Here is a 12,309-nt window from a genome sequence, read left to right as displayed (position 1 = left end):
CGCATGAGCCTGTCGAGAGTTTTACTTTACGGTTTCGTGACCCTCATCCTGGCTTGGCTGATCATTCCGATCCTGATCATCCTGCCCATGTCGTTCTCCGGCGCGCGTTTCCTTGCCTTCCCGCCACCGTCATGGTCGCTGCGCTGGTATGAAGCCTATCTTGGAAGCGCGGCCTGGATGCAGGCGACCCGCGTGAGCTTGGTCGTCGCGGTCGTCAGCGCCATCCTCGCGACAATCCTCGGAACGGCCGCGGCCTACGCCTTGAACCTTACGCAATCGCGTCTGGTCCGCAGCCTGCAGGCCCTGTTGCTGCTGCCGCTGATCGTCCCGATCGTCATCACGGCCGTCGGCGTCTTCCTCGTCTATGCGCAAGTCGGGCTGCTGGCCTCTATGACCGGTCTCATCCTGGCCAACGTCATGCTCGGCCTGCCCTATGTCGTGACGGCTGTCCTGGTCGGTTTGCGCAAGTTCGATCACACCCAGGAAATGGTATCGCGAAGCCTCGGCATGAACCGCTGGCGCACTTTTTTCGCCGTCACTTTGCCGCAGATTCGGCCGAGCGTCATCTCCGGCATGCTGTTCGCCTTCATCTCGGCGATCGACGAGACCGTGGTTTCGCTCTTCATCTCCGGCGGCGAAAATCAGACCCTGACCAAGCGCATGTTCACGGCACTGCGTGACGAGATCGATCCGACGATCGCCTCGATCAGTTCGTTGCTGACGGCGATCTCCTTCATCCTGCTGATGCTTGCGGCGCTCGCTGCCCGCAATACGGAACGCTCTCAAGGGCGAGAGGCATGATCGTCGATCATCTGATCCTGGGTGGCGGTTCGGCCGGCTGCGTCCTGGCCGCACGCCTCTCCGCCGACCCGAGGCGAACGGTCGTGCTGGTCGAGGCCGGGCGCAATATTTCGGCCGATGACATTCCCGACGACGTGCGCAGCCGCTATCCAGGCCGCGCCTATCTCGACACGCGCAATATCTGGTCGTCGCTGACGGCTTTAATGGGCTATGCCCGCTCCAATTCGGCGCCCCGCCCGTCACGAACCTACGAGCAGGCGCGGTTGCTGGGCGGCGGTTCGGCGATCAACGCCCTGATGGCCAACCGCGGCGCGCCGGGCGACTATGCCGAATGGCAGGCGCTGGGGGCGGATGGCTGGACGTGGGAAGAATGCCTGCCCTATTTCCTGAAGATCGAAACCGACAGGGATTTCACCGGCCCCCTGCACGGAACGGAGGGACCGCTGACAATCCGCCGCATATCGGACGACCGGATTTCGCCCTTCGTGGATCGCGTCATGAAGACGCTCGACCGGCGCGGCCACCCGATCCGGCCGGACCAGAACGGTCTTTGGGAGGACGGCGCATTCCGCGGCGCGATCGCCGTCAGCGACAAGGGCGAAAGATTACCGACCTCCCTTGCCTATCTCACGGCCGACGTGCGCAGTCGGCCCAATCTGCGGATCATCACCGAAAGCGTGGCACAGCGCATCCTGTTCGAGGGGCGGCGTGCGACGGGTGCCACGCTTTCGGGCGCATCCTCGGAAACGGTGAGGGCTGCCGAGGTGATCGTTTCGGCCGGCGCGATCCATACGCCCGCCTTGCTGATGCGGTCCGGCATAGGTCCTGCCGGCAATCTCGCATCGGTCGGTGCCGGCGTGGTTGCCGCGCGCGAAGGCGTCGGGACCAATCTGATGGAGCATCCGTCCATCGCCGTTGCCGCCTATCTGCCGCCGCATATGCGGGTGCGCGACAGGGCGGAGCACCACGAACAGGCGATTTGGCGCTTTTCGTCCGGCCTTGGCGACAGTCCTGTCGGCGACATGCATGCGGCCATCCTGTCCCGGTCCGGCTGGCATTCCGTAGGGCGTCGCCTCGGCAGCCTGTTCTTCTGGGTCAACAAGTCCTACTCGCGCGGTTTCGTGAGGCTCGCCTCCACCGATCCCAAAGCCGAACCCGACGTCGATTTTCGCATGCTGAGCGACGAACGGGACCTTGAGCGCCTCAAGCTTGCCTTGCGCATGGGGGCCGAGGTGCTCTCTGATCCGTTGATGGAAGGCCACAGAGGTACGATCTTCCCCTCAAGCTATTCCCCGCGTGTGGCGAAAGTCGCCGTACCGGGAACGGCGAACGCGGTGCAGCGCGGTCTGCTGTCCGCCCTTCTCGATGTGTCCGGGCCTCTGCGGACGGCGCTGGTGCATTCGGCGATCACGCTCGGCACGACGATGCGGGGACTGCTGGAGGACGACGCTGCCTTGACGGAGTTCGTCCGGCGCCATGTGGGCGGAACATGGCATCCGTCCGGGACATGCCGTATGGGGCCGGCCGACGATCCGATGGCGGTGACGTCGCCCACAGGCCGGGTTTACGGCGTCGAGGGCCTGCGGGTCTGCGACGCGTCGCTGATGCCGTCCATCCCGCGTGCCAATACCAACATCCCGACGATCATGATTGCCGAGCGGGTCGCCGACTTTATCCTGGCCGGCCGCTGAAGCGATTGGAGACGAAATGGACAAATATCTGAAATTCTACATCGACGGCGCGTGGGTCGACCCGATCGGCGGCCAGCGGCTCGCGGTCATCGATCCCGCCACCGAACAACCTTTTGCGGAGATTGCGATGGGGACGGCGGCCGATGCCGAGCGGGCCATCCTTGCCGCCCGCCGCGCGTTCGCGAGTTTTTCCTTGACGAAGCACGAGGAACGTCTTGCTCTGCTGGAACGCATTCTCGACCTTCTGAAGCAGCGCAACGACGAGATCGGAGACATGATTTCGCGCGAGATGGGTGCGCCGCGCCGGATGGCACGGGATGAGCAGGCGGGCATCGGGGTTGCCCATTTCGCTCAAACCATCCGCGCGATGCGGGAGTTTTCCTTCGAATATATGCAAGGCACGACGCGGATCGTCCATGAGCCGGTTGGCGTGGTTGGCATGATCACGCCATGGAACTGGCCGATGAACCAAATCGCCTGCAAGGTGGCACCAGCGCTCGCCACCGGCTGCACCATGGTTTTGAAGCCGTCCGAAATCGCTCCCGTCAACGCCATCCTTTTCGCCGAAATCCTGCACGAAGCCGGTGTGCCGAAGGGCGTGTTCAATCTGGTGAACGGCGACGGCCCGACCGTCGGTGCAATGCTCGCCAGCCATCCCGATATCGATATGGTATCGTTTACCGGCTCGACGCGTGCGGGCGTCTCGGTCGCCCACGCGGCGGCACCGACCGTCAAGCGTGTCCATCAGGAATTGGGCGGCAAGTCGCCCAATATCGTCTTGAGAAGCGCCAACCTCGCTGCGGCCGTCCGCGCCGGCGTGGACAAGTGCTTCGCCAATTCCGGCCAGTCCTGCAATGCGCCGACGCGACTTCTGGTGCCGGCGGAGGACATGGACGAGGCGATCGGTATTGCCCGGCAGGCAGCCGAAGCGGTCCGTGTCGGCGCACCGTGCGATCCGGCAAGCGAGATCGGCCCTGTCGTCAGCGAGGCGCAGTTCGACAAGATCCAGGGCCTCATCCGCAAGGGCATCGATGAGGGGGCGGAACTGGTGGTCGGTGGTCCCGATCGCCCGGAGCACCTCAGTGCGGGCTATTACGTCCGACCAACGGTTTTCGCCCGGGTGACGAACGACATGACGATCGCGCGTGAGGAGATTTTCGGCCCCGTCCTGTGCATCCTCGGCTACGGCAGCGAGGACGAGGCCGCCGACATCGCCAACGACACGCCCTATGGCCTGGCATCCTATGTTCAGGGCGAGCCCGCAGAGGCGCGCGCCTTCGCCCGTCGGCTGAGGACGGGCGTCGTCCGCCTCAACGACTCTGCCTGGGATGGCGCCGCCCCCTTCGGTGGCTACAAGCAGTCGGGCAACGGCCGCGAATACGGCAAGTTCGGCCTCCACGAATTCACGGAAATCAAGGGGATCGTCGGCTTCGGCGATTGATGCTCTCGGCCGCCGCGATACACGTCGCAGCGGCACTAGACAGGTGAAAACATGCTTAAACTCAAAGATCCCTCGCTTTTCATTCAGCAGGCGCTGATCGGCGGTGCCTGGACCGGCGCCGCGGGCGGTGCCACGGTGACCGTCGACGACCCGGCTACCGGGGCGGTGATCGGCACGGTGCCAGATTGCAGCGCCGAGGATACGGAGCGCGCGATCGCCGCGGCGGCAGCGGCCTTCAGGACCTGGCGGCTCACGACAGCCGCCGAGCGGGCGCGCCTTCTTGAGCGCTGGCATGACCTGCTGATCGAAAATGCCGACGACCTGGCGCTGATCATGACCTTGGAACAGGGCAAGCCGCTGGCCGAGGCACGGGGCGAAATCCTCTATGGTGCGACCTTCATTAAGTGGTTCGCCGAGGAGGCCCGCCGCAGCTACGGCATGTCGATCCCGGCGCCGACGACGGACCGCCGCATCCTGGTCAGCAAGGAGCCCGTCGGTGTCGCGGCCGTTATCACGCCCTGGAACTTCCCCAATGCGATGATCACGCGCAAATGCGCGCCGGCGCTGGCCGCCGGCTGCACCGTCGTCATCAAGCCGTCGGACCTTACGCCCTATTCGGCGCTTGCGCTGGGCCTGCTGGCAGAACGTGCCGGCATTCCTGCCGGCGTCATCAACATCGTCACCGGCCTGCCGAAAATCATCGGTGCAACGCTGACCGCCAGCCCCGATGTCCGCAAGATATCCTTCACCGGCTCGACGGCCGTCGGTTCGGTGCTGATGGCACAATGCGCTCCGACGGTGAAACGGCTCAGTCTCGAACTCGGCGGCAATGCGCCCTTCATCGTCTTTGACGACGCCGATCTCGATGCGGCGGTGGAAGCCGCCATTGTGTCCAAGTTTCGCAACGGCGGCCAGACCTGTGTCTGTGCCAACCGGTTGCTCGTCCAGGCCGGCATTTACGATGCCTTCGCCGAAAAGCTCGCTGCACGCGTTCGGGCGATGCGTGTCGGTCCTGGCGTGGATGACGGCACCCAGATCGGCCCGATGATCAATGTCGCAGCCGTCAGAAAGATCAACACCCATCTCGATGATGCGATGGCGCTTGGCGCCAGAAACATCACGCCGCGAGACGATCTGCCGATGGGAGAGCGCTATGTCGCACCGGCTGTGCTGACAGGAGCGACCACTGCCATGCGCCTCGCCAGCGAGGAGACCTTCGGTCCGGTCGCGCCGCTGTTTCGCTTCGAGAGCGAGACGGAAGCGATCGAAATCGCCAATGGAACGCCCTATGGTCTTGCCGCGTATTTCTTCACCGAGAACCTGCATCGCGCCTGGCGTGTCGGCGAGGCGCTGGAATTCGGCATGGTCGGCCTCAACACCGGCAGCGTCTCGATGGAAGTGGCCCCCTTCGGCGGCGTCAAGCAGTCCGGCCTCGGCCGGGAGGGCGGCCCTACCGGCATGGAAGAATATCTCGAGGTCAAGACCTTCCACGTCGGCGGCCTGAAGGCGCAGCCGATCTGATGGACGGAGGCGGGAGAGAGACGATGAGCGAACGGATCTACGATATCGCCGTGATTGCCGGCGACGGTATCGGCCGGGAAGTCATGCCGGAAGGCATCAGGGCGCTGGAAGCGGCTTCGCGCCGTCACGGCTCATGCGCGCCATCGAGACCGTGCTGAGGGAACCGAAGCTGCGCACCCGCGACCTAGGCGGTGCCGCCGACACCCAGACCTGCGGCAAGGCTATCGCCGAACTGCTGTCCTGACATAGTCTGAAAGGTTTATTCCATGTCCAACCTGATCGCCTTCCAGCTCGATAATCCCGGCACGCCGCGCGAGAGCAAGGCCCTGCCAGAGCGTCTGGTCGACGGTGACCCGTCCTATAAAACCTGGGAACAGGATAATGTCGATGACGGCCGTATCCGCTCGGGAATCTGGGAAGCCACACCTGGCGCGACCCGCTCGATCAAGGGCGAAACCTGGGAATATTGCACCATCCTCTCCGGTATCGTGGAACTAACCGAAGACGGCCACGCGCCTCGCCGCTTCGTCGCCGGCGATACGTTCACCATGCGGCCCGGCTTCGTCGGTACGTGGCGAACGATCGAGACCGTACGCAAGCTCTGGGTGATCGTATCGCCGTGATCGGAGGCAGGCGTTCAACGCCTGCGCTCGGCCAGTCCCGCCGGCCTTTCGTCGGTGCTGTGCAGCGACATGCCGGCGTGATGACGACGGGTGCATGGCGCCAGAGCGGGTGATCGGTGTGCAGTGGTTGCGGATCGACCACGTCGAGGAAGGCACCTTTTGGAAATAGGCTAAGCCTGGGTTTAGCTGCCGCTCAATGCGAAGCGCTGGAACGAGCTACTCCGCAGACAGAGGACCACCCTTCTCCAAAAGACCTAACAACCGCATCTGAAAATGGAAACAGGCCTCGATTTGCGAGATTGCGACAAACTCATCTGGCTTGTGTCCTTGATCCATATCTCCGGGACCGCAGATCAAGGTCGGAATGTCGAGGCCTTTTGCAAAGAGCCCGCCTTCGGTTCCATATGCCACCTTGATCGTCGGCAACCCGGTGCCCAGAAGAGCCGAAACACAGGCGATTGTCGGACTGTCCATGGGTGTGTCGAGCCCGGGATAACTCGACAACGTGTCGATACGGATAGCCGCCTCCGCAAAGCGATCGCGATAGGGCATGGCAATGGCATCCGCATCTTCGACGATCGTCGCGAGAATCGCATGGGGGTCGTCGGCTGCGATGTTGCGTATCTCGAAATCGATCTCGCATGACGCAGGAACGATGTTGAGCGCTTCTCCACCGCGCATGAGACCGGCATGGATCGTCGTGTAGGGAACCGAATAGGCCGCGTCGCGTGCCCCGCGCAAGGCGAGTTCCGCCTGTCGCGCCTGCAGTCGCTGCACGAAGGCGGCACCAAGGTGCAGCGCATTCAAGGCGTCGGGCGCCAGCGCGGAATGCCCGGCCCTGCCTGTACAACACGCGCGAAGCGCCGTCTTGCCCTTGTGACCGGTGGCGAGCCGCATGCCCGTGGGCTCCCCGACGATACAGAAGGCGGGACGAAGCGGCTCGCGTGCAAGACTGTCGATCATTCCCCGCACGCCGAGGCAGCCCACCTCTTCGTCATAGGAGAGTGCGAGATGAAGAGGGCGTTGCAAATCACGCTTCGCGGCCTGCATCATGGTGTGGATCGCAACGGCGACGAACCCCTTCATGTCCACGGCGCCCCGGCCAAACCAGCGTCCCGCATCCTCGCGCAAAACGAATGGGTCGGAAGCCCATCGCTGGCCGGTTACGGGGACCACGTCGCTGTGGCCGGAGAGTACGACCCCGCCATCGACCTCCGGGCCGACCGTTGCCCAGAGATTGGCCCGCGTTCCATCCGGATGTGCGAAGCGACGGACCGTTATCCCTAAAGGAACGAGCAGGCTCTCGACATAATCGAGGAGGGCGAGGTTCGACTGCAGCGAGACCGTTGGGAAGGCGATCAGCCGCGAGAGGATGTCGCGTATTTCAGGCGACATGTGTCATTCGTCTCCGGGCACGCCGTAGGAGGGCGCACTGCGAGGATCGAGTGCTCTCGTGACATATGCATCCATCTGCGGCCTGTAGACTGCCCACGCCTCGACGAGTGCCTTGATCGGGCAGGCCGTCGTCCAGTCGATGCGCAGTTCGGCAAGCGGCCAACTCTGCTTGTCGACAACGAGAAGACCCGCCGAATGCACCGGCCCGGCCTCGCCGCCAGCCGCTAGTCCGGCCACGAGCGCGCCGACAAGGCGATCACCAAGATGACCGGACGACGTGCGGAAACTGTCGATCATGGCTTGCGGCACGCCGGCATGGGCGAGCAGATTGCCCGCCGCCGCGACGTTCCGATCCTTCGCCTCGCTCCATCGGCCCAGCACATTGGGACCGGAAAAGATCGCGCTTTCGCCTGTCCCGTCGACGGCCAGAACCTGCCTCCAGGCCATATGGCTACCCGTCCGCTCGACGATCGTCAGCGCCTCGGTCGGCGTTGCACCACGCTCAATCAGGTCGAGTGCGCGCGGGCCGAGCCTGGGGTCGGTAACGTTCTGGCTGCAGACGGCGCCGACCCCGGCGCGCGCATGCGCACAGCGCGCGGCCACCGCGGGGGAGGAGGAAGAGATGGCGAGGCCGAACATCCCGGTTTCCGGGCAATGGCCGACGATGGAAAAGGTCATGGTGAAGCCTCCTTCGGACGGATCCGGCGTTCGTTTCAGTCGGGAATGACGGCCGTGGCATCGATCTCGACGAGCCATTCGGGGCGGGCGAGCGCCACGACGACGAGACCGGTGCAGACGGGGTTTACGCCGCGAATGTAGTCGCCCATCGTGCGGTAAACCGCTTCGCGGTGGCGGACGTCGGTCAGATAGACAACGAGTTTCGTCACATGCTCGATCCGGCCGCCGCATTCCTCGATCAATTGGCGGATGTTCTGCATGACCTTGTGCGTCTGCTCGACGGGGTCGTGGCTCTCGATGTTCTTTGCCGTATCGAGGTCCTGCGGGCACTGGCCGCGCAGGAAGATCGTGGTGCCGCGCGCGACGACAGCCTGTGCGAGGTCGTTGTCGAGCTTCTGTTCCGGGTAAGTTTCTCGGGTGTTGAATTTGCGGTGGCGGATATGGGCCATGGGGCTCACCTTTCTGTCGTTGAGGTCGGCCGGCGGCGAGATTCGCTGCCGGGAATGGGGGCTCAGGATCGCGGTTGCGTCGCGATCATGGCCGGGCGGGCTTCATAGCTTGCGTACCATGCTGCGAGCGGCGTGCGGCCGGACCGCCAGTCGAGATCCGGGAAGCGGAAATCGAGCCAGCCGAGCGCGCAAGCATAGCTCACCGTGCCGATGTCCAAGGTCTCCGGCGCCGGCAGGTCGGCCAGCATATCGTCGACCGCATCGACGATCTTCTCGCTCTGCTTTTCGATCCAGGCGGGCCAGCGAAGGGTTTCCGGGCGAAGCAATATTTCGTAGCGCACCAGAAGCGCCGCATCGACGAGGCCATCGGCCAGGGCCTGGCGACGAAGCGCCGTCCAGCGCTTGGGTCCCGCCGGGGGAAAGAGTTGAAGGGCTTCAGGGCCGCTCTCCGAAGCCTTCAGCGTGTCCAGATATTCGCAGATAACCCGGCTGTCATAGAGGACAGTGCCGTCTGAAGTTCGGGCCGCAGGCACTTTGGCCAGGGGATTGAATTCCTGTATGCGGGCGTCGCGTTCAATCGGGTTTGCCGCACTTTCAAGAATGTCGATCCTGTCTGCGAAGCCGACTTCGTGAGCACAGACCATCACCTTGCGCACGAAGGGGGAGGCGGGCGCCCAGAAGAGCGAGATGCGGTTCATGGTCATGCCTCCTGCGGCATTTCGAGGACGATCTTGCCGAAATTGCCGCCACCCTCGAGCAGGCGGTGAGCTTCTTCCGCCCGCGCAATCGGCAACACGGCGGAGATGACAGGGCGGACGCGGCCTTCTCCGAGAAGCGGCAGGATATGGCGCGTGACATCTCGTGCGATCGCAGCCTTTTCCGCGTCGGATTTCGGCCGCATCGTCGAGGACGTCATCCAGATGCCCTTGCGCATCAGCAGCGCCAGATCGACCGGGGCCACAGCACCGGTCATGAAGGAAAGGCCGACATGCCGGCCGCCGGGCGCCATGATGGCGAGATGGCGGTTGACAGCCGCTCCGCCGAGGATGTCGAGCACCACATCGACGCCGCGGCCTCCTGTAAGCGCCTGGATCGCCTCGTCCTGGCCGGGCTCGCGATAATCAACGGCGCAAGCGCCCATCGCGGCGATCCGTGCACATTTTTCGGGTCCGCCGGCCGTCGCTATGACCTTTGCGCCGACGCTTTGGGCGAGTTGCAGGGCGAGCGTGCCGATTCCGGATGCCCCGCCCTCGATCAGGAGCATCTCTCCGGCGCGCAACGCGCCCCGGTCGAAGAGATTGTGCCAGATGGTGAACAATCCCTCCGGAAGGGCAGCGGCCTCCGTCAACGACAATCCGGTCGGGATCGCCAGGCACTGGTCGGCGCGCGCGCAGACATGCGTCGCGTAGCCGCCAGCCTTGACCAGGGCCATGACGGCGGTGCCCACGAGAGCCGGGTCGACGGCATCCCCACATCCAACGATGCGGCCGGCGACTTCAAGCCCCAAAATGTCGGAGAGACCGGCAGGCACCGGAAGCGCGCCGGATCTCTGCATGAGATCGGGCCGGTTGACGCCGGCCGCTGAGACCGAAATCAGCACTTCACCCGCCAGCGGGCGGGGAACAGGACGCTCGACCACGGCCAGGACGTCTGGGCCGCCCGTGGTCGTGGCGATCACGGCGGTCATGGATTTGTCGAGGGGCAAGGGCGAGAGGGACATGGGCTCGTCTTTCAAGTTTGCACGACCGGCAAGTCTGTAACGGCTGGCATTTTCTGGCGACAGAATCGTCAGGCCGCCTTTTGCTCGACCAGTTGCTTCATCGCGGTCAGCGCCAGCAGATAACCATCGGCGCCAAGGCCGGCGATCACACCGGTCGCGGCCTTCGAGATAAAGGAGTGATGCCGAAACGGCTCACGCTTCCAGATATTGCTCATATGGCATTCGAGGATCGGGCCGGGGAACGCGAGCAGCGCGTCGAGGATTGCAATCGATGTGTAAGTGAGCCCGGCCGCGTTGATCAGCAGACCGTCGTGGCTCTGCCGGGCTTGCTGGATCCAGTCGATGATCACCCCCTCGTGGTTCGATTGGTGGAAATCGAGCGCCATGCCAAGTTCCGTCGCTTTTGCGCGGCAGGCCGCCGCGATCTGCGGAAAGCTCTGCAGGCCGTACGTGCCGGCGGGGTCGAGTCCGTAGAGATTGGCATTGGGCCCGTTGATGAACATGATCTGCGGCATGGTTCTTCCTGTCGCTTGGTTGGAATGGCAGGCGGTGGTTCCGTCCGGCATCGATCGGTGTGCTAAACCTTCTCGTAGGCGACGTAATTCCGCTGCACCACGATGTGCGTCGCGATGTATTTTGCGTCGTACCAGCAGCCGTAGATGAAGGAGGAAGCACGGTTCGTGAGTTCGGGAAGGCCAAGGAAGTAGATGCCCTGTTCGGCCGAAATGCCGCGCTTGTGGAACGGCGTGCCGTCCGGGTGAAAGGCATTGACGTCGAGCCAGCTGAAATCAAATTTGAAGCCGGTCGCCCATATGATCGTCTTGATACCTGTGGCAGCGAGATCGAGACTGCGAATGGGTTTGGCGATGCAATCCGGATCGGTCGGGATAACCCACGCCTCCGGCTCCGGCGGCAAGTTGATGCCGGTGCGGTCGATATAGGCATCCGCTTCCGCAAGTACCTCTAGATAAGCGCGATCGCCTTCCGCGATGTTGGCGGCGAGATCGTCGGCGATTGTCAGGACGCCGTCATCATAGGTTTCGGTCATTCCGACCACGGTAACGCCCATGGCCGCGAGGCGACGAAAATCCATGGTCTTGCCGCCGTCGTAACCGCTGACGGCAAAGGCAACATGCTTCTTTTTCGCGATGATCTTGATCTCGTCCCATTTGCCGAGCACGCCCAGCCACCAGACATAGTCGCGTTGCCGGTACGCTCGTGGCGGACGATAGTGCTCGCCGATCGAGAGATAGACCTGACGTCCGGCGCGTTGCAGCTCCTCGGCGATCTGCGAGCCGGAAGCGCCGCCGCCAACGACCAGAACGGCGCCATCGGCAAGCTGCCCCGGGTTCTTGTAGGCGGAGGAGTGAAGTTGGTCGATACCTGCATCCTCAGGTACGATCTGCGGGTATTGCGGCACCTGAAACGGACCGGTCGCTGCCACGACGCGCTGTGCTTCGATCTGTCCCGCCGAGGTCGTGACGAGAAAGCCTGGACGACCCTTGAGGCGCTCGACGCGTTTGACCTCGACACCGGTGCGGATCGGCGCCTCGATCATCTTCGCGTAGTCCTCGAAATAGCGCGCCATCCGCTCCTTGGGCGGGAAAGTGTCGGGATGGATGTCATCGAATTCGAGGTTCGGGAACCGGTCGTGCCAGGCGGGACCATTCGCGACAAGCGAATCCCAACGGCCGGAGCGCCACTGCTCAGCGACGCGGTTGCGTTCGAGGACGATATGGGGAACGCCGCAGTCCCGGAGATGCTCGCTCATGGCAATCCCGGATTGGCCGGCGCCGACGACGAGAGTGTCGATAGTTTCGATGGTCATGGTCATGTCCTAAAAATGGTCGATGCGACCGGGTGCCCGGTCTGAAAACGTGGCACGGGAAAAAGCGCGGAACGAGCGGACTCCCGCTGTTTGAAAGCGCGCGTTTTCCACTCCGCCCGGCCGGGATGGCCGGGCGATGATTTGATCTTTGTCGATTGCTGC

12 protein-coding genes and 1 pseudogene are annotated in these 12,309 nt (G+C 63.7%); 6 read left to right on the top strand and 7 right to left on the bottom strand.

The features are described from left to right. The first annotated feature begins 3 nt into the window (after positions 1-3). From GR158_RS21325 to GR158_RS21300, 6 genes and pseudogenes are all read left to right on the top strand, one after another. On the top strand, positions 4-801 hold the full coding sequence (locus tag GR158_RS21325; protein WP_134650539.1) for an ABC transporter permease: 798 nt from the start codon (positions 4-6) through the stop codon (positions 799-801). Next, positions 798-2,492, top strand: a complete 1,695-nt coding sequence (locus tag GR158_RS21320) for a GMC family oxidoreductase (RefSeq protein ID WP_160872497.1) — start codon at positions 798-800, stop codon at positions 2,490-2,492. Before GR158_RS21325 ends, GR158_RS21320 begins: the two co-directional genes overlap by 4 nt. Positions 2,493-2,508: 16 nt before the next feature. Further along, complete coding sequence (locus GR158_RS21315) at positions 2,509-3,933, top strand: aldehyde dehydrogenase family protein (RefSeq protein ID WP_160872496.1); 1,425 nt, start codon at positions 2,509-2,511, stop codon at positions 3,931-3,933. Between the two features lie 51 nt (positions 3,934-3,984). Then, positions 3,985-5,454, top strand: a complete 1,470-nt coding sequence (locus tag GR158_RS21310) for an NAD-dependent succinate-semialdehyde dehydrogenase (RefSeq protein ID WP_160872495.1) — start codon at positions 3,985-3,987, stop codon at positions 5,452-5,454. Between the two features lie 23 nt (positions 5,455-5,477). Further along, positions 5,478-5,585 (top strand): annotated as a pseudogene (locus GR158_RS21305) (tartrate dehydrogenase); the annotation flags it as partial. Between the two features lie 135 nt (positions 5,586-5,720). Next, positions 5,721-6,077: a cupin domain-containing protein gene (locus GR158_RS21300; RefSeq protein WP_134650543.1), complete on the top strand. Its 357-nt coding sequence runs from the start codon at positions 5,721-5,723 to the stop codon at positions 6,075-6,077. A gap of 216 nt (positions 6,078-6,293) precedes the next feature. Here the strand turns inward: GR158_RS21300 and argE are convergent, their stop codons facing one another. From argE to GR158_RS21260, 7 genes are all read right to left on the bottom strand, one after another. Beyond that, positions 6,294-7,472: an acetylornithine deacetylase gene (argE, locus tag GR158_RS21290; RefSeq protein WP_160872494.1), complete on the bottom strand. Its 1,179-nt coding sequence runs from the start codon at positions 7,470-7,472 to the stop codon at positions 6,294-6,296. 3 nt (positions 7,473-7,475) lie between these two features. Next, positions 7,476-8,150 carry a DUF1028 domain-containing protein gene (locus GR158_RS21285; protein WP_160872493.1) on the bottom strand — a complete coding sequence of 225 codons (675 nt, stop codon included), beginning with the start codon at positions 8,148-8,150 and terminating at the stop codon, positions 7,476-7,478. 35 nt (positions 8,151-8,185) lie between these two features. Next, the gene (locus tag GR158_RS21280; protein ID WP_160872492.1) at positions 8,186-8,599 is read right to left on the bottom strand and encodes a RidA family protein; all 414 of its coding nucleotides are present in this window, start codon (positions 8,597-8,599) and stop codon (positions 8,186-8,188) included. A 62-nt stretch (positions 8,600-8,661) separates the two neighbouring features. Beyond that, the gene (locus GR158_RS21275) at positions 8,662-9,288 is read right to left on the bottom strand and encodes a glutathione S-transferase family protein (RefSeq protein ID WP_160872549.1); all 627 of its coding nucleotides are present in this window, start codon (positions 9,286-9,288) and stop codon (positions 8,662-8,664) included. Positions 9,289-9,299: 11 nt separating this feature from the next. Beyond that, positions 9,300-10,319 (bottom strand): NAD(P)H-quinone oxidoreductase, encoded by a 1,020-nt coding sequence (locus tag GR158_RS21270; protein ID WP_202402386.1) that lies wholly within the window; start codon positions 10,317-10,319, stop codon positions 9,300-9,302. 68 nt (positions 10,320-10,387) lie between these two features. Continuing rightward, positions 10,388-10,834 (bottom strand): type II 3-dehydroquinate dehydratase, encoded by a 447-nt coding sequence (locus GR158_RS21265; protein ID WP_160872491.1) that lies wholly within the window; start codon positions 10,832-10,834, stop codon positions 10,388-10,390. Positions 10,835-10,896: 62 nt separating this feature from the next. Continuing rightward, on the bottom strand, positions 10,897-12,147 hold the full coding sequence (locus tag GR158_RS21260; RefSeq protein WP_160872490.1) for an NAD(P)/FAD-dependent oxidoreductase: 1,251 nt from the start codon (positions 12,145-12,147) through the stop codon (positions 10,897-10,899). Positions 12,148-12,309 lie beyond the last annotated feature (162 nt).

Source organism: Shinella sp. AETb1-6 (assembly GCF_009826875.1).
Classification (GTDB): domain Bacteria; phylum Pseudomonadota; class Alphaproteobacteria; order Rhizobiales; family Rhizobiaceae; genus Shinella; species Shinella sumterensis.
Note: the sequence above shows the minus strand (reverse complement) of the source record. Positions and strands in the feature narration are given on the sequence as shown.